General features: G+C 64.9%; 18 protein-coding genes and 1 tRNA gene. 6 read left to right on the top strand and 13 right to left on the bottom strand.

From position 1 onward, the window contains the following. Nucleotides 1–53 precede the first annotated feature (53 nt). Complete coding sequence (locus C513_RS0100585; RefSeq protein ID WP_018714080.1) at nucleotides 54–752, top strand: histidine phosphatase family protein; 699 nt, start codon at nucleotides 54–56, stop codon at nucleotides 750–752. Then, on the top strand, nucleotides 752–2,299 hold the full coding sequence (locus tag C513_RS0100580) for an ABC transporter substrate-binding protein (protein WP_018714079.1): 1,548 nt from the start codon (nucleotides 752–754) through the stop codon (nucleotides 2,297–2,299). Before C513_RS0100585 ends, C513_RS0100580 begins: the two co-directional genes overlap by 1 nt. Before the next feature lie 4 nt (nucleotides 2,300–2,303). Here C513_RS0100580 and C513_RS0100575 read toward each other — a convergent pair whose 3' ends face one another. Genes C513_RS0100575 through C513_RS0100560 form a run of 4 tightly spaced genes read right to left on the bottom strand, consistent with a single transcriptional unit; the run spans nucleotide 2,304 to nucleotide 5,905 of the window. Further along, nucleotides 2,304–3,089: an ATP-binding cassette domain-containing protein gene (locus C513_RS0100575; protein WP_018714078.1), complete on the bottom strand. Its 786-nt coding sequence runs from the start codon at nucleotides 3,087–3,089 to the stop codon at nucleotides 2,304–2,306. Continuing rightward, on the bottom strand, nucleotides 3,086–4,066 hold the full coding sequence (locus C513_RS0100570) for an ABC transporter ATP-binding protein (protein ID WP_018714077.1): 981 nt from the start codon (nucleotides 4,064–4,066) through the stop codon (nucleotides 3,086–3,088). Before C513_RS0100570 ends, C513_RS0100575 begins: the two co-directional genes overlap by 4 nt. A gap of 1 nt (nucleotide 4,067) precedes the next feature. Further along, the gene (locus tag C513_RS0100565) at nucleotides 4,068–4,949 is read right to left on the bottom strand and encodes an ABC transporter permease (protein ID WP_018714076.1); all 882 of its coding nucleotides are present in this window, start codon (nucleotides 4,947–4,949) and stop codon (nucleotides 4,068–4,070) included. Beyond that, the gene (locus tag C513_RS0100560; protein ID WP_018714075.1) at nucleotides 4,946–5,905 is read right to left on the bottom strand and encodes an ABC transporter permease; all 960 of its coding nucleotides are present in this window, start codon (nucleotides 5,903–5,905) and stop codon (nucleotides 4,946–4,948) included. The genes C513_RS0100565 and C513_RS0100560 overlap by 4 nt, the downstream gene beginning before the upstream one ends. A gap of 108 nt (nucleotides 5,906–6,013) precedes the next feature. On the opposite strand from C513_RS0100560, the gene C513_RS0100555 reads away from it, so the two are divergent. Next, entirely contained in the window at nucleotides 6,014–6,271 is a 258-nt protein-coding gene (locus tag C513_RS0100555; RefSeq protein WP_026320386.1) for a YfhL family 4Fe-4S dicluster ferredoxin, read from the top strand. Between the two features lie 38 nt (nucleotides 6,272–6,309). Then, nucleotides 6,310–6,552 (top strand): hypothetical protein, encoded by a 243-nt coding sequence (locus tag C513_RS12325; RefSeq protein ID WP_018714073.1) that lies wholly within the window; start codon nucleotides 6,310–6,312, stop codon nucleotides 6,550–6,552. A gap of 6 nt (nucleotides 6,553–6,558) precedes the next feature. On the opposite strand, the gene pth is transcribed toward C513_RS12325, so the two are convergent. The 7 genes from pth to C513_RS0100515 all read right to left on the bottom strand — a co-directional run bounded on the left by pth (nucleotide 6,559) and on the right by C513_RS0100515 (nucleotide 12,425). After that, nucleotides 6,559–7,131 carry an aminoacyl-tRNA hydrolase gene (pth, locus tag C513_RS0100545; protein ID WP_018714072.1) on the bottom strand — a complete coding sequence of 191 codons (573 nt, stop codon included), beginning with the start codon at nucleotides 7,129–7,131 and terminating at the stop codon, nucleotides 6,559–6,561. Nucleotides 7,132–7,222: 91 nt separating this feature from the next. Further along, complete coding sequence (locus tag C513_RS0100540; RefSeq protein ID WP_018714071.1) at nucleotides 7,223–7,837, bottom strand: 50S ribosomal protein L25/general stress protein Ctc; 615 nt, start codon at nucleotides 7,835–7,837, stop codon at nucleotides 7,223–7,225. 102 nt (nucleotides 7,838–7,939) lie between these two features. Further along, entirely contained in the window at nucleotides 7,940–8,908 is a 969-nt protein-coding gene (locus tag C513_RS0100535) for a ribose-phosphate pyrophosphokinase (RefSeq protein WP_018714070.1), read from the bottom strand. A gap of 89 nt (nucleotides 8,909–8,997) precedes the next feature. Further along, nucleotides 8,998–9,074: transfer RNA gene (locus C513_RS0100530), tRNA-Gln, on the bottom strand. 42 nt (nucleotides 9,075–9,116) lie between these two features. Beyond that, nucleotides 9,117–9,977 (bottom strand): 4-(cytidine 5'-diphospho)-2-C-methyl-D-erythritol kinase, encoded by an 861-nt coding sequence (ispE, locus tag C513_RS0100525; RefSeq protein WP_018714069.1) that lies wholly within the window; start codon nucleotides 9,975–9,977, stop codon nucleotides 9,117–9,119. Continuing rightward, nucleotides 9,974–10,501, bottom strand: coding sequence for a lipoprotein insertase outer membrane protein LolB (locus C513_RS0100520; RefSeq protein WP_018714068.1), 528 nt, complete (start codon nucleotides 10,499–10,501; stop codon nucleotides 9,974–9,976). Before C513_RS0100520 ends, ispE begins: the two co-directional genes overlap by 4 nt. Nucleotides 10,502–10,505: 4 nt before the next feature. Continuing rightward, nucleotides 10,506–12,425 carry a tetratricopeptide repeat protein gene (locus C513_RS0100515; protein ID WP_018714067.1) on the bottom strand — a complete coding sequence of 640 codons (1,920 nt, stop codon included), beginning with the start codon at nucleotides 12,423–12,425 and terminating at the stop codon, nucleotides 10,506–10,508. A 157-nt stretch (nucleotides 12,426–12,582) separates the two neighbouring features. Between C513_RS0100515 and mutM the strand changes: the two genes are divergently transcribed. Together mutM and mutY are read left to right on the top strand one after the other, a co-directional pair. Beyond that, entirely contained in the window at nucleotides 12,583–13,422 is an 840-nt protein-coding gene (gene mutM / locus C513_RS0100510) for a bifunctional DNA-formamidopyrimidine glycosylase/DNA-(apurinic or apyrimidinic site) lyase (protein WP_026320385.1), read from the top strand. Further along, nucleotides 13,419–14,513, top strand: a complete 1,095-nt coding sequence (gene mutY / locus C513_RS0100505) for an A/G-specific adenine glycosylase (RefSeq protein WP_018714065.1) — start codon at nucleotides 13,419–13,421, stop codon at nucleotides 14,511–14,513. The genes mutM and mutY overlap by 4 nt, the downstream gene beginning before the upstream one ends. On the opposite strand, the gene rapZ is transcribed toward mutY, so the two are convergent. Together rapZ and recN are read right to left on the bottom strand one after the other, a co-directional pair. Continuing rightward, the gene (gene rapZ, locus C513_RS0100500; RefSeq protein WP_018714064.1) at nucleotides 14,514–15,410 is read right to left on the bottom strand and encodes an RNase adapter RapZ; all 897 of its coding nucleotides are present in this window, start codon (nucleotides 15,408–15,410) and stop codon (nucleotides 14,514–14,516) included. A 16-nt stretch (nucleotides 15,411–15,426) separates the two neighbouring features. Continuing rightward, a complete protein-coding gene (gene recN / locus C513_RS0100495; RefSeq protein WP_018714063.1) occupies nucleotides 15,427–17,112 on the bottom strand; it encodes a DNA repair protein RecN in 1,686 nt (561 codons plus the stop codon).

Below are 17,112 nucleotides of genomic sequence, written 5' to 3'. Positions count from 1 at the left end.
ATTATGTCATGAATGTCCTGCCTGTTGCCGGCCATGAGGCTTAGAATGTCCACATGCCCGAGCTGATCCTGATCCGACATGGCGAGACTGACGCCAACAAGGCCCTGCGTTTCCAGGGCCATGCCGATATTCCGCTGAATTCCATGGGCCAGCTGCAGTCCGACCGGCTGGCGCAGGCCTTGCGCGACAACGGCATCCTGGATCGCGTGGTGGCGGCCTACAGCAGTGACCTGCAGCGTGCCGCGCAAACCGCCGACACGGCGCTGCGCCACCTGCCCCTGCAGGCGCGCCTGCTGACCGAATTGCGTGAGCAGAGTTTTGGCATTCTCGAAGGCCTGACCATGGACGAGGCCCGCCTGCAGCACGCCAATGTGCTGCATGACTGGCTGCGTTTCGATCCCGACTACCAGCTGCCGCATGGCGAGAGCCTGCGCCGCTTTCACCAGCGCACGCTGGGCGCGCTGACCGGTATCGCCCAGGGGCATGCCGATATGCCGTCAGATGGCGTCATTCTGGTGTTTTCGCACGGTGGCGTGGTGGACATGGCCTGGCGCACGCTCACCGGCCAGTCGCTGGCAGGGCCGCGCACGGTTGAGATTCCCAATGTGGGCCTGAACCACATGCGCTGGGACGGGGCGCAATTCCAGCTGCTGCACTGGGCCGATGCACGCCATGTGGCCGATCTGCCCGGCCAGCCGCGCTATGACCAGACGCGGCTGCAGCGCTCCATTTCCGATACGGAGAATTCCTGATGATGGATAGACGCACGGTATTGCTGTCCGGCCTGGGCCTGGCAGCGGCAGGAGGCTTCGGGCTGGCCGGTTGCAAGCCGGCAGGGGCTCCGGCCACGGCGGGCAGCGGTGCTGCCGCTGCGACCGGCAAGAGTGGCCGGACGGCTCTCACGCTCGGCATGGTGCTGGAGCCGCCGGGTCTGGATCCGACCATCGGCGCAGCCTCCGCGATTGGCGAGATCACGCTGTACAACGTCTACGAGACGCTGACCAGGATCGGCCCGGATGGCCAGGTCAGCCCGCTGTTGGCCGAATCCTGGGAGCACACGCCCGATTTGCTGCGCTGGACCTTCCGCCTGCGCCAGGGAGTCCAGTTCCACAACGGCGAGGCCTTCTCGTCCGAAACCGTCAAGTTTGCCTTTTTGCGCGCGGCCGGATCGGGCAGCACGAACAAGGACAAGCGCCTGTTCAACAGCTTTGTCTCGGTCGAGACGCCGGACGCCCACACGGTGGAGCTGGTGGTGTCCGAGCCGAATCCGGATTTGCCTTTCCTGCTGGGGCAGGCCACCGCCATCATGGTGGAACCGGGCAGCGAGGCCAGCAATGGCATCCACCCGGTCGGTACCGGCCCTTACCAGCTGGACAACTGGCGTAGCGGTGCCTCGCTGGTGCTGAAGAAATGGCCGGACTATCGCGATGCCGGCAACATCGCCCTGGAGCAGGTGACTTTCCGCTTCATTTCCGATACCGCTGCACAGGCAGCCGCGCTGCTGTCGGGCGATATCGACCTCTTCCCGCGTGTGCAGGTGGCGCGCAGCCTGGAGCAGTTCCGCAACAACCCGCGCTTCCAGGTACTGGTGGGCGGATCGCGGGCCAAGACGATTCTGGCCATGAACCACGCGCGCAAGCCGCTGCACGATGTGCGTGTGCGCCGTGCCATCAGCGCCGCGATCGACCGCCAGGCCGTCATCACCGGAGCCGCCGATGGCTTTGGCGTGCCGATCGGCAGCTACTACGTGCCGGGGGCACCGGGCTATGTCGATACCACCGGCATCAACCCCTATGATCCCGATCGCGCCAGGGCACTGCTGAAAGAGGCTGGTGTGGACAAGCTGACGCTGACCATCAAGCTGCCGCCGCCGCCGTATGCACGCCAGGGTGGCGAGGTCATCGCGGCGATGCTGGCCAAGGTCGGCATAACCGCCAAACTGGAAAACATCGAGTGGGCGCAGTGGTTGAGCCATGTCTATGGCGGCAGCCAGGATTACGACATGACCATCATCAGCCATGTCGAACCGTTTGACCTGGACAATCTGGCCAAGCCCGATTACTACTGGCATTACGATTCGCCGCGGTTCCAGCAGCTCTACACCCGCATCACGCGCACCGCCGACGAGGCCGAGCGCAACCGCCTGCTGGGCGAGGCGCAGCAGCTGGCCGCCAACGATGCCGTCAGCGCCTATCTCTACCAGCCGCAGTGGATCACGGTGGCGCGCAGCGACATCGAGGGCCTGTGGCAGGACATGCCGGTATTCGTCAACGACCTGGCAGCGATCCGCTTCGCGTAAGCGGCTACAGCCGTGGCACCGCCGACAGCAGTTTCTGCGTGTAGGGGTGCTGCGGCGCGCTGAACAGCTGTTCGGCCGGCGCGTACTCCACCAGCTGGCCGCGATACAGCACGGCAATCTGGTGGCACACATGGTGCACCACGGCCAGATCATGGCTGATCAGCACAAAACTGATGCCATGCTCCTGCTGCAGGCGGCAGATCAGGTTCAGCACCTGGGCCTGCACCGATACATCCAGCGCACTGACCGGTTCATCGGCGACGATCAGGCGCGGCCGGCTGATCAGGGCGCGCGCCATGGCAATGCGCTGGCGCTGGCCTCCGGAAAACTCGTGCGGATACTTGTCCAGGTCGGGCTCGCGCAGGCCGACTTCCTGTAGCGCCAGCAGCGCGCGCTGGCGCAGCGTGGCGCGATCCAGCCCGTCCATGTGCAGCGGTTCGGTGACGATGCGCAGCACCGTCTGGCGCGGATCCAGCGAGGCATACGGATCCTGGAACACCATCTGGAAGTCCTTGCGTGCCTGCAGCAGCTCACGGGGCGGCAGTGCATGCAGGTCACGGCCCAGCAGCAGCACCTTGCCGGCATCGGGCTGGTCCAGTGCCATGATCAGGCGTGCCAGCGTGGTCTTGCCGCTGCCCGATTCGCCCACGATGCCCAGGCTGTGCCCGGCCTGCAGTTCCAGGCTGACATCGTCCAGCGCCCGGGTGATGCGTGGCGGTTCGAACAGGCTGTGCCGGCGCTGGCGGTAGTGGCGGGACAGGTGCTGTACCTGCAGCAGCGGCGTCGTCATGCTGCGGACTCCAGGTGCAGGCAACGTGCCAGATGCGGAATCGGGCCGCTGGCCGGCAGTGTGACCATGGGCGGCTCGGCCTGGCGGCAGTCGTCCTGCACCCGGTGGCAGCGGTCGGCAAAGCGGCAGCCGGCGGGTGCGGCAAACAGGTCCGGCACCTGGCCCGGAATGGTGGGTAACAGGCTGCCGCGCGCGGCATCCAGCCGTGGCCGGGCCTGCAGCAGGGCGCGTGTATAGGGGTGTGCCATGCGCGCAAACACCGCCTCCGTGGCACCGGATTCGACCACACCGCCGGAGTACAGCACCAGCATCTGCTGCGTGTAGCGCGCAATGACTGCCAGATCATGGCTGATCAGGATCAGCGCCATGCCGCGTTCGGCCACCAGATCGCGCAGCAGGTCCAGAATCTGCGCCTGGACCGTCACGTCCAGTGCCGTGGTCGGTTCATCGGCAATCAGCACATCGGGGTCGCAGGCGAGGGCGGCGGCAATCATGACACGCTGGCGCTGGCCGCCGGAAAACTGGTGCGGATAGTCCTTCAGGCGCTGCTGCGCATCGGGAATGCCGACGCGTTCCAGCAGCGCTGCCGCATGCTCCAGCGCCTCGCGGCGGCGCATGCCGCGGTGCAGGCGCAGCGGTTCGGCCACCTGATCGCCAATGCGCTGCAGCGGATCGAGTGCCGTCATCGGTTCCTGGAACACCATGCCGATATCGTCACCGCGCAGTGCGCACAGCGCTTCTTCGCTGGTCCCGACCAGTTGCTGGCCGTTGAACACGATGCTGCCCTGCGCTTCGGCGTTGTTGGGCAGCAGGCCCATCAGCGCCAGCATGCACAGTGTCTTGCCACTGCCCGATTCGCCGATCACGCCCAGCGTCTGGCCGCGCTCCAGCGAAAAGCTGACATTGCGCACGCCGGCAGCGCTGCCCCGGTGGGTGTGCAGCAGCACGCTCAGATCGTTCACTTCAAGCAGCGCCATGTCAACGGCCTCCTTCGGAAATGCGCGGATCCAGCAGGTCACGCAGGGCATCGCCCAGGAAGTTCAGACCCAGCACCGCCAGCGCGATCGCCACGCCGGGATAGACCGCCAGCATCGGATGGCTGAACAGCAGGGTCTGGGCATCGGCCAGCATGCGGCCCCAGCTGGGCTGCGGTGGCTGCGTGCCCAGGCCCAGATAGGACAGGGCGGCTTCGGCCAGGATCGCCACCGAGAACTGGATGCTGGCCTGCACGATCAGGATCGCCGCGATATTCGGCAGGATATGCTCTAGCGTGATGCGCAGCCGGTTCTTGCCGCAGGCCTGTGCCGCCAGCACGAACTCGCGCGTCCACAGCGCGCGTGCGCCGGCGCGCGTGACGCGGATAAAGGTGGGGATGTTGAAAATGCCGATGGCGATCATGGCGTTGACCATGCCCGGCCCCCAGACCGCGGCCAGCATGATGGCTGTCAGCAGGGCGGGAAAGGCAAAGGTCACATCGGTCAGGCGCAGGATCACTTCTTCCAGCCAGCCGCGCCGTGCTGCCGCCAGCAGGCCCAGCGCCGTCCCCACGGTCAGGCCGATGCCGACCGCAATCACGCCGACAAAGATCGAGCTGCGCGCACCCACCAGCAGCTGCGACACCACATCGCGGCCCATCACGTCGGTACCGAGCCAGTGCGAGGCTCCCGGGCCGGCCAGCCGGTTCGCAAGGTCCATTTCCAGCGGCGGGTGCGGTGTCCAGACATAGGACAGCAGTGCCGCTCCCAGCAGCAGCAAGGTCAGCAGCCCGCCAATCCACAGTCCGGGATGGCGGCGCGCACGCCGGCGGAAACGGCGACCCGGTGTATCGGGCTGGTGCGGAACGGCCACGCTACTGTTCATGAGCCGCTCCGGTTGCGCGTGCGCAGGCGCGGATCGATCAGGGCATACAGCACATCGACCAGGAAGTTGACCACGATCACCATGGTCGCCAGCAGCATCACGCAATTGCGCACCACGATCAGGTCGCGGTTGGTGATACTCTGGAAAATCAGCCGGCCCAGACCGGGCAGGAAAAACACGTTCTCCACCACGATGGTGCCGGCCAGCAGGCTGGCAAACTGCAGCCCCATGATGGTCAGCACCGGGATCATCGCGTTGCGCAGCACATGGCGGTAGAGCACGGCACGCCGGCTCATGCCGCGCGCGCGCGCGGTGCGCACGAAGTCTTCCTGCATCACCTCCAGCACCGAGGAGCGCGTGATGCGCGCCAGGATGGCGGTCTGCACCACCGCCAGCGATAGCGCCGGCAGCAGCAGATCCCGCAGGCCGGGCAGAATGCCGGCGCGCCAGCCATCGAAACCGCCGGCACCAAACCATTGCAGATGCACCGAAAACAGCAGGATCAGCAGGATTGCGAACCAGAAGTTGGGAACCGCCATGCCGATCTGCGCCAGTCCCATCACCACCACGTCACCGGGCTTGTTGTGACGTGACGCCGCATAAATGCCCACCACCAGCGCCACGATGCTGGTGATCAGCATCGCCAGCAGTGCCAGCGGCACGGTCAGCGCCAGCCGTTCGGCAATCAGCGGCCAGACCGGACGGCCATAGGCATGGCTGATGCCCATATCGCCTTGCAGCAGGCCGCCAATCCAGCTGCCATAGCGGCTCAGCAGCGGTTGGTCCAGACCGAGCTGACGCGCCAGTTCGGCCACGGCTTCGGGGCTGGCATCCGGGCCCAGCATCACCTGCGCGGCATTGCCGGGCAGGATTTCCAGCACGCCAAAGACCACCAGCGAGGTCAGCAGCAGTGTCAGCAGCAGGCTGGACAGGCGTTGGACAAGATAGGCGCTCATGCAGGCATGGGAATGGGGTTATGGGCTGACGCGCAAGGCGCAAAACCGGATAATACGGGTTTTAACACAGCTGTCGGCCAGGCCGCAGCGCAAGAAGAGGTTTGGCCAGTGGCACTGATGATCACCGATGACTGCATCAACTGTGATGTGTGCGAGCCGGAGTGCCCGAATGATGCCATCTACCTGGGCGAGGAAATCTACGAGATAGATCCGGCCAAATGTACCGAATGCGTGGGGCATTTCGATGAGCCCCAGTGCGTTCAGCTCTGTCCGGTTGCCTGCATCCCGATAAACCCTGAATTTGTCGAAACCCGGGAACAATTGATGGACAAGTTCCATCAACTGCAGAACAAGCAGGACGCTTGATCCGTGCAGGGCGGCTCCCTGTCACAGGAGGTCGCCGCATGCCCGTAGCCAATATCGTCATCTATTTCGCCTGGATGGCAGCCGTCGTGGCCTTTGTCCTGGCCGGGCTGTCCCTGACACCGCTGGGCGCAGCCATTCACCCCCTGCTGGCCGATACCCAGGCGGGCCTGGTGTTTCTGCTTTGTGGCATCACCATGGTGGTGTTTGCGATTTTCCCGCGTCTGGTCTATCGCCTGACCCGGCGCGAAAAGGAGCAGTACAGCGTCGGGGACGACAGCTGAGCCGGTTCAGGGCGCTGTATGGATATCCTTGGTGGCCTTGGTCATGTCGCCGGCCAGCAGGTCGGGCAGGGCCTTGAGGCTATGGTCAATCGCCTGCTCGATGGCAATGCGATGATCGGGAGAGGGCTTTTTCAGCACCCAGTGCACCACTTCCGATTTCACGCCCGGATGGCCGATACCGATACGCAGCCGCCAGTAATCCGGTGAACCCAGCTGCGCATGGATATCGCGCAGACCGTTGTGGCCGGCGTGACCGCCGCCTTTCTTCAGCTTGACCTGACCCGGTTCCAGATCCAGTTCGTCGTGCACCACCAGGATATTTTCCGGCGGAATCTTGAAGAAGCGCGCCAGTGCCGCCACCGACTGGCCGGAACGGTTCATGAAGGTCTGGGGCTGCAGCAGCCAGACCGGCTTGCCGTTGAGCGTGGTGCGGGCCATCAGGCCGTGGTAGCTCCGCTCCATGTTCAGGAACAGGCCCAGCTTGCGTGCCGCGGCATCGGTCCACCAGAAGCCGGCGTTGTGGCGTGTGTCTTCGTATTGCGGTCCGGGGTTGCCGAGGCCGACGATGAGCTGGATCATGCGATATCCTGCGTGGAAAAAGAAAAGAGGATACGGCAGCGCCCATGAAAAAACCCACCGAAGTGGGTTTTCCTGTGCGCGTGTGCCGGGATTATTCGGCAGCAGCTTCGCCTTCGCCTTCGCTTGCAGCGGCAGCAGCACCGCCGGCCGGGCCAACGATGGTCACCAGCACCGGGTCGGCTTCACCGCCCTGGGCGACGAATTCCACACCCTCGGGCAGGGTCAGCTGGCTGGCCAGCACCACATCGCCCTTGACGGCCTTGCTCAGGTCCACGGTGATGGACTCGGGCAGATCCTTCGGCAGGCAGGTGATTTCCAGTTCGTTCTGGACGTGGTTGACCACGCAACGGTCCAGCTTGACAGCGTCGGACTCGTCAGCGCCCACGAAGTGCAGCGGCACCTTCAGGGTCAGCTTCTCGCCGGCAACAATGCGCTGGAAGTCCACGTGCAGCACCAGCTGCTTGTAGGGGTGGTATTGCACATCGCGCAGCAGCACCGGGGTCACCTTGCCGGCGACTTCCAGATCCAGCACGGAAGAGTGGAACGCTTCCTTCTTCAGGGCGTGCCACAGGGCGTTGTGGTCCAGTTCGATAGCGACCGGATCAGCGTTGCCGCCGTAGACGATACCGGGGGTTTTGCCAGCATTGCGCAGGCGGCGGCTCGCACCCGTACCTTGCAGGGCGCGCTCAAAAGCGACGACTTTCATGGTTTTCTCCATTGATGGCAGCACCGCGACCAGTGACTGCCTGGGTTGATAAAAAAACCTGCACTTGAACGTGTGCAGGGGACGTTTTTTCTTGCCGGAAGATCAGCTCTGGTCGTCGCTGAACAGGCCCAGCACGGAATCGCCGTTGGCGATGTGCTGCATGGTCTTGGCGATCAGGGGAGCCACGGACACCTGGCGGATCTTCGAGCATTCCCGCGCCTGAGGCGACAGCGGAATGGTGTTGGTGACCACCACCTCGTCCAGGGCGTCACCGCGCGCAATGCGCTCGATGGCCGGGCCGCTGAAGATCGGGTGGGTACAGTAGGCATAGACGTTCTTGGCACCGCGCTCCTTGAGCACTTCGGCCGCCTTTACCAGGGTGCCGGCGGTGTCGATCATGTCGTCCATGATGATGCAGTTGCGGTTGCCGATGTCACCGATGATGTTCATCACCTCGCTGACGTTGGCGCGCGGACGGCGCTTGTCGATGATGGCCAGGTCGCAGCCGAGCTGCTTGGCCAGTGCGCGGGCACGCACCACGCCGCCAACGTCCGGAGAGACCACGATCGGGTCATCATAATTCTGCTGGCGCAGGTCGCTCAGCAGCACCGGGGAAGCGTAGATGTTGTCCACGGGAATATCGAAGAAGCCCTGGATCTGGTCGGCGTGCAGGTCCATGGTGAGGACGCTGTGCACGCCCATGGTCTGCAGCAGGTTGGCGACGACCTTGGCCGAAATCGGCACGCGCGAGGAGCGCGGACGGCGATCCTGGCGGGCGTAGCCGTAGTAGGGGATGACGGCCTGGATGCGCTCGGCGGAGGCGCGCTTGAGCGCGTCCACCATGATGAGCAGTTCCATCAGGTTGTCGTTGGTGGGGGCGCAGGTGGGCTGGATGATGAAGACATCTCGGGCGCGCACGTTCTGCTTGATTTCCACGGTGACTTCGCCGTCGGAGAAACGGCCGACCTGGATCTCGCCAAGTGTGGTGCCCAGGCACTGGACCACTTCTTCGGCAAGACGGGGATTGGCGTTGCCGGTGAAGACGAGGAAGTCAGAGGCGGAAGAAGTCATTTCGGATTCCGGAAATGAAAAAAGCCATCGGCAGGATCGTACACTGGCGATGGCCGTTAAACGGTGTGGTGTGCTCTGGACAGAATGGATGGCAGGGGAGGAAGGATTCGAACCCTCGCATGCCGGAATCAAAATCCGGTGCCTTAACCAACTTGGCTACTCCCCTACACACGCTGACTGTCATGAACAATCAGCGTTATGCTGTTCGTTAAGCCCTCCATTGTAGCAGAGGATGAAGGGCTATATTGCTGCAAACCCTTGCTTTCCAGTTTTTTGTTGCAGGATGTTGTAAATCTGCATCATGGAAGCTGGTAGGCAGCTCAGCAAACACGGCAGTGCCGGAACCGGTCATGCGCCCTTGCAGCTTGTGCTGCTCCAGCCAGGACAGTGCCTGGGTGATGGAAGGGCAGAGGCCCTGGGCAACCGGTTGCAGGTCATTGCGTCCGTACTGGTACGGGCTTGTGCTTGCAACGAAGTCTGCGATTGTAGCAGCACTTGTATCCCTTTTCAGTGCCGGATCGGTAAAAATTTTTGCGGTGGGGGCGCCTTCCTCGGGCTTGACCACCAGAAAGCGTGCCGGGGGCAGTTCAACCGGCTGCAGCTGCTCGCCAATGCCCTCGACCCAGGCATTGCGGCCAAACAGGAAAAACGGCACATCGGCACCCAGCTCCAGACCGATGGCGGCCAGCTGTTCCGGTGCAAGGCGCAGATCCCATAGACGATTGAGCGCCAGCAGGCAGCTGGCAGCGTCGGAGGAACCGCCACCCATGCCGGCTTCGGAAGGAATCTGCTTGTGCAAGTGGATATGCGCGCCGAGCGTGCAGCCGGTGTATTGCTGCAGCTTGCGCGCGGCTCGCACGCACAGGTCCTCGGCCGGCAGCTGGCTGTGCGGATCGGCATCGCTGCGCGTGATGCGGCCGTCTGGCTGCAGGCGGAAATCCAGCGTGTCCTGCCAGTCGATCAGCATGAACACCGATTGCAGCAGGTGGTAGCCGTCCGGACGCCGGCCGGTGATGTGCAGGAACAGGTTCAGTTTGGCGGGGGCCGGGATGTCATGCAGTTCGGTCATGGGGCGTCTGCATCCACCGATTCGATGACGAGTTGCAGGCGCGCCGTGGGCTGCGGATGCAGGCGCTTGGCGATCAGGCGGCCTTGGCTGCGCTGTGACAGGTCGGGCTCCCAGCCGGGCACCGGGGTCGGTCGGCCATCCAGCCAGTCGAACAGTGAGGTGACCGGGACGTTGGTGCCGGTGACTTCGGTGACCAGGGTGTCCAGGTCCGGGTAGGCGCGCGTGTGGTTGCCCTGCTGCAGCTCGGCGACGCCCGGCATCCAGCGGATCTGGGCCATCTGGCTGCCCAGCGGATTGAACAGGCCGAGCGTGCCACGGCGGGCATTGCCGGCCAGCTCGAAGCCGGCAATGAAGGATTGCGGCGGATCCTGGTCCAGTACCAGCGACAGGCGACCGCTCCAGGCGCGGATCGAGCCATCTGGGATCGGGGTAGCCGGGGTGGAGGCGCAGCCGGCCAGGGCTGTGCCCAGCAGCAGGGCGGCACCCAGCTGCAGGCTGCGGCGGCGGGAAAGGGAATCGCTCATGGTGTCAGGGGCGTGTAGAGGAGGCGGGAGCGGTGGGCGTGGCGGCACGTGGCGTATAGCCGAGGCGCTGCATGGTCTCCAGCAGGACGGTGTCGTTGCGGTCCAGCACCAAGCCTTCCTCGAGGATCTTGCCGGCCTGTTCGCGTTCGCCGAGCTGCCAGAGTACTTCAGCCAGGTGGGCGGCGACTTCGGCCTGTGGTTCGGCCACAAAGGCCTTTTCCAGCCAGCGGCGTGCTTCCTTCAGATTGCCCAGGCGGTATTCGACCCAGCCCATGCTGTCCTGGATGGCACCGCTGTCAGGCGACAGGGCCAGCGCCTTGCTGATCAGTTCTCTGGCTTCGGGCAGGCGCTGGTTGCGATCGGCCAGGGTGTAGCCGAGCGCGTTGAAGGCATTCGGCGAATCCGGGCGCAGCGCCATCACCTTGCGCAAGTCCTGCTCGGCGGCGGGGAAGTTGTCCATGCGCTCGTGCGTCATGCCGCGGGCATAGAGCAATTCGGCATTGTCCGGGGTGCGGCTGATGCTGGCATCGAGCACGGCCAGGGCTTCGGCGTGGCGGCCAGCGCGATCCAGCAGCTGGACTTCGGCCAGATGGCGCACATGGCGCTGCTCGTCGGTGTCGGAGGGCAGGGCGCGGATCTGCTGCAGGGCCAGATCGTACTTGCCCTGGCTGTTGAGGGTTTCGGCGCGCTGCACCATGGCGGCGTGGCGAGCGCTTTCCGGCTGGACGCGTTCCAGCCAGCGCGCAGCGGCCGTCGGGTCATTCTTGTGGTCGGCGATCTCGGCCATCATGATGTTGGCCTGCATGTCGCTGCTCACGGTCAGGTTGGCCTGCAGGATGCTGAGTGCGATATTGCCATCCTCGCGCGGGCCGGGCACCGGGTCCTCGGCCTTGCGCACACGGAAATACTGCTGCAGCGACTGTTCGGCTGCCGCCCACTGCTGCTCCTGCAGCTGCAGGCCGCCCTGCAGCATCCAGGCCATGGCGTAATCGGGGTGTTTGCGCAGCACCAGCCCCAGCTGTTTCAGGGCATCGTCGTGGCGGCGGATTTCGATCAGGGTCTTGGCATAGGCCAGGCCGATTTCCCGCGTGGCATGCGGGGCAGTGGCGAGCTTGCGCGCCAGCGTTTCGGCGCGGCGTGCCACATCGGGCTGTTCCTGGCGCGCAGCGCGCATCAGGTCCATGGCGACCAGCGCCGGCAGTTCGCGGTTGCTCAGCAGCGAACCCAGTGACAACTGGGGCGGCGTGGCCTGCTGGCTGCGTTCGAGCATCTGCAGGGAGCCGTCGAAATCGCGTGCCAGCATCTGCATGCGGGCCATGGCCAGTGCTGCCACAAAGGCGGTATCGGGCTGGCTGACATAGGGTTGCAGCGGTTCGCGCACGATGCCCAGCGCACGCTGGTGGTCCTGCACGTTCAGGTAGTAGCCCGGAATGTTGTGGATCAGGGTCTGGCGCTTGTCGCCGCTGGCATGGGCCAGGGCCTGGCGCAGCGGATCGGCGGTTTCCTCAATACGCTCCAGCAGCAACAGGACCTGCAACTGGTAGGTGTCGGCATTCGGGTCATCGGGCAGGGCGCTCTGCCAGGAGCGGATGGCGGTCAGGGCGGCATCCGGGGCGCGTCCCTGCAGTGCGATCTCGACGGCGCGTGCATACAGGCGGCCGTCCTGGGTGCGACGTGCGGCATCCATCAGGTAGATGAAGCCGCGCGAGGGGTTGTTGTGCTGGACGTAGAGCTCGCCGGCCAGGGTGTCGTAGAGCGCAGTGGAGTTCTCGATGATGGCCTGCAGGGCCGTGCGGTCGGCAGCCTGCTGGGCGGCGCTGCGCGGGGCGTTGATGGCCTCGATGCCTTCGGAGGTGGCGGCCAGTGCCGGAGCCGTGGCCAGGGCGGCCGTCAGGCTCAGGGCAAGAATGGTGAAGCGCTGCAAGGGAATGTCCTCGGAAATACTGGCGGAATCGGGCCGGCCGGTCGGCGGCCTGTCTGTGGATAATAAAGGATGTTGGGCGCGTCCCCCGCTATCAGGGGCATCGTCCGGTATGCAGATGCAACGGTGCCAGGCACCATTTTCCGAGAGACTGAACCCCGTGCCTGAATTGCCCGAAGTTGAAGTGACCCGCCGCAGCTTTGCCGACCGCATCCGCGGCGCCACGATCCGCCAGGTGCAGCTGGGCAAGCCCTTGCGCTGGCCGCTGGGCGTGGACCCGGACGATCTGCAGGGGCGTGTGGTGCAGGAGGTGCGCCGGCGCGGCAAGTATCTGCTGATGGATCTGGACCAGGGGCTGCTGATGCTGCATCTGGGCATGTCGGGCAGCCTGCGCTTTGACAGCCGGCTGCCGCCGGCCGGCCCGCATGACCACTTCGAGATGAATACCACCCAGGGCGTGTTGCGGCTGAATGATCCGCGCCGTTTTGGCGCAATCATGCACATGGAGGGCGAACACGATGCGCGGGCGCGCAAGCTGTTGGACCATCTGGGGGTGGAGCCGCTGGAGGAACAGTTCACGCTGCAGCACCTGGCCGACGGCCTGCGCCGGCGCAAGGCTCCGGTCAAGCAGGCGCTGCTGGCCGGCGATATCGTGGTGGGAGTGGGCAATATCTACTGCTCGGAAGCCCTGTTCCGCGCCGGTATCGATCCCCTGTTGCCGGCCTGCGCGCTCAAGCCGGCGCAGGTGCGCCGCCTGTGGGAGGCAATCCGTTACATCATCCAGTGGGCGATTGACGAGGGCGGCAGCACGCTCAAGGATTTTTCCAGCGCGGAAGGACGCAACGGCTATTTCCAGCTGCAGGCCATGGTGTATGACCGAGCCGGCCAGCCCTGTCGTGTCTGCGGCACGCCAATCCGCATGCTGCGCCAGGGCCAGCGTTCCACTTATGTCTGTGCCAAATGCCAGAAAATGCCGCGTTCGCGCTTTCCGAAGACATGAATAGCGCCTCCCTGTTCCCGCTGGCGACCTGCGATACCAGCCTGTTGGCCAGCCAGCAGCGCTTGCAGCAGGTCCGTGCTGCCTTCTTTCCGCGGCTGGTGACATGGCAGCGCGAGCATGGTCGCCATGGCCTGCCTTGGCAGCAGCAGCGGGATCCTTACCGCGTCTGGCTGTCGGAAGTGATGTTGCAGCAAACCCAGGTGCTCACGGTGCTGGATTACTACACGCGTTTTCTGCAGGCATTTCCTGATGTGCGCGCCTTGGCCGATACGGCGCAGGAAGAAGTGATGGCCTTGTGGAGCGGCCTGGGCTACTACAGCCGCGCACGCAATCTGCATGCCTGCGCGCAGCAGGTGCGGGATCTGCACGGGGGCGCATTTCCGCGCAGCAGCGCTGCCCTGGTGACGCTGCCGGGCATCGGGCCGTCTACCGCAGCAGCGATCGCTGCCTTCTGCTTTGGCGAGCGGGTGTCGATTTTTGATGCCAATGTGCAACGCGTGCTGGCCCGGCTGCTGGGCTTTGGCGAGGATCTGGCCACGGCTGCGGCGCAGCGGGCATTGCACGACATGGCGCAGCAGCTGGTGCATCCGGATGCGGATGCTGCCGCGATGGTGTCCTACACCCAGGGCCTGATGGACCTGGGAGCCACCGTGTGCACGGCGCGCCAGCCACACTGCGCTGCCTGCCCGATGACGGATTTGTGCGCCGTGGCGGGTCAGGATCTGGCTGTGGAGCTGCCGCGCAAGACGAAAAAACTCAGGCGCACGGCAGAATCCTGGTGGTTGCTGGTGTTGCGCAGTCCGCAGGGCATCTGGCTGGAGCGGCGTCCGCAGCAGGGCATCTGGGCCGGATTGCACTGCGTGCCGCTGTTCAGTTCGGAAGCCGGGGCGCTGGCGGCTGCGCAGGGGCTGGGCGAGGCGCAGCATGCGCCGATGTTCCGCCATGTGCTGACGCACAAGGATCTGTACCTGCATCCGGTCCTGATCGATGTGGCTCCAGGGCAGTTGCCGGCCCTGGCCGGCGAGTGGCATGCCGACTGGGCCGCGCGCGGCCTGCCGGCGCCCTTGCGCAAGTGGCTGCAGGCGTTGTGATCAGCGGTCGTCCTGCTCGCGGTGACGCTTGAGCACCGAGCCCCAGCTGCCGCGGAAATCCTGGAACAGCTTTTCGACCAGATAGACCGAGCGGTGCTGGCCGCCGGTGCAGCCGATGGCCACCGTGACATAGCTGCGGTGGTCCCGGGACAGTTCGGGCAGCCAGTGCTGCAGAAAGCTGCGGATATGGGTGCGCATCAGCTCCACGTCAGGCTGCTGCGCGAGGAAATCGATCACCGGCTGATCACGGCCGGTCAGCTCGCGCAGGCCGGGTTCGTAGTGCGGATTGGGCAGCATGCGCACATCAAACACATAGTCGGCATCGGCCGGGACACCGCGCTTGAAGGCGAAGGACTCGAAAATCAGCGTGAGCTGCTGCGGGTCTACCGCGATCAGGCTCTTGATCTGGCTGCGCAACTGGGCCGGGCGGCGCAAGGTGGTCTCGATCACGTGCGCCTGCAGTCGGAAATCGGCCAGCAGCCTGCGTTCCAGCGCGATGGCGGCTTCGAGATCGTGCGTCTGGTCGTTGGTGGCCACCACGGTCAGCGGATGCTTGCGGCGCGTTTCGGAAAAGCGCCGCATCAGCATGGGGTCGGAGGCGTCAAGGAACAGGGCGGTGACCAGGATGCCGTTGCGGCGTAGCGCCTCGACCTGCATCGGGATCAGCGGCAGCGACTTGGCGCTACGCGCATCCATGGCGACGGCAATGCGTTTCGACTGGTGCTGCTTCTCGATTTCGATAAAGGGCAGCAGCAGCTCGGGCGGCAGGTTGTCGACACAGTAATAGCCGGCATCTTCCAGTGCCTGCAGCGCGATGGATTTGCCGGAGCCCGACATGCCGCTGATGATGACCAGGTGCATGTCGGCTTCGGCGGGAGTCGGATGGTTGGTCGTCATGGCATGTCCTGTAACGCTAGGGGGTGGGGCTGCTGCTGGCATGGGCCGCCTGCAGCATTTCCGTTGCGTGTAACAGTGTAGCTGCTGAATCGGAGGTGCTGCCCAGCATGCGCGTCAGTTCCTGTACGCGCTGACGGGTATCCAGCGCCTGGGTCTGGCTGACGGTGGCCTGGCGGCCATCATGCAGCGATACGGCCTTGGAGACACGCAGATGGTGGTGACCATGCGCGGCCACCTGCGGCAGGTGGGTGACGGCCAGTACCTGGCGATCGCTGCCGAGCTGGCGCATCAGGCGGCCCACGGTATGCGCCACCAGGCCGCCGACTCCGGCATCGACCTCGTCGAAGATGAGCGTGGGCGCACTGCCCAGCTGGCTGGTGGTGACGGCAATCGCCAGCGCTATACGCGACAGTTCGCCGCCGGAGGCCACTTTGGCGATCGGGCGCGGTGTGCTGCCGGCGTGGCCGGCAACGAGAAAGTCGATGGCATCCTGACCGCTGACACCGGGCTGGGTAGCCGGACTGATGGTGACTTCGAAACGGCCACCTTCCATGCCGAGCTGCTGCATGGCATCGCTGATCTGTCGGCCCAATCGGGCGGCTGCCTGCTGGCGGGCCTGGGTCAGCTGTTCGGCTTCGCGGGCATAGGCGGCGGCAGCCTGGTCGGCAGCGGCCTGCAGGGCTTCCAGATCGTCTTCGGCATCCAGGTTCAGCAGTTGCTGTTTCCAGCCCTCCCAGTGGCCGGGCAGTTCCTGCGGCTGCAGGCGGAAGCGGCGCGCCAGCGATATCCAGGCCGACAGGCGCTGGTCCAGCTGCTCCAGCCGCTGCGGGTCCAGATCGGCGCGGTCCAGGTAGTTGGACAGGCCGCGCTGTACTTCCTGCAGCTGGTCCTGGCTGCCGGCGATCAGCGTGATCCAGTCCTGGAAGGCAGGTTCGATATGCGACTGCTCCTGCAGCGCATGGTTGGCGCGGTGCAGGCTGTGCTGTATGCCCTGACCATCGCCATCCAGCAGGGTCAGGGCCTGTTGCACGGCATCCAGCAGTTGCTGGGCATGTGCCAGGCGCTGGTGTTCGGCATTGAGCTGCTCCCATTCGTCTGCAGCAGGGGCCAGTTTGTCCACTTCGGCAATCTGCCACTGCAGACGCTCGCGCTCCTGCTGGCGCTGGGCCTGGCCCTGACTGGCAGATTCGAGCTGCTGCTGACGGGTGCGCCAGTCCTGCCAGTGCTGGCGGATGGTGTCGGTTGCGATGCGGCCATAGCCGTCGAGCAGGGCGCGCATGCTGCCGGTCTGCATCAGCCCCTGCCAGGCATGCTGGCCATGGATATCGATCAGCAGGGCGCCCAGCGTGCGCAGCTGGGTGGCAGTGGCGGGAGTGCCGTTGATCCAGCCACGGCTCTTGCCCTGGCTGTCGATCGTGCGGCGCAGCAGGATCTGATCCTCATCGGGATCAATACCGTATTCTTCCAGTAGTTGCAGCAACTGTGGCGTGGTGTCGAAGAGGGCGCTGATATCCGCCTTGTCGCAGCCTTCACGGACCAGGCCGGCATCGGCGCGCGCGCCCATGACCTGTTGCAGCGCATCGATCAGGATCGACTTGCCGGCACCGGTCTCGCCAGTCAGCACGGTAAAGCCGGACGCCAGCTCCAGATCCAGCGCTTCGACAATGACAAAATCCTTCAGGATGATGCGTCGCAGCGCCAT

The sequence above is a fragment of the Allobrachymonas chironomi DSM 19884 genome (assembly GCF_000374625.1).
Classification (GTDB): domain Bacteria; phylum Pseudomonadota; class Gammaproteobacteria; order Burkholderiales; family Burkholderiaceae_C; genus Brachymonas; species Brachymonas chironomi.
Note: the sequence above shows the minus strand (reverse complement) of the source record. Positions and strands in the feature narration are given on the sequence as shown.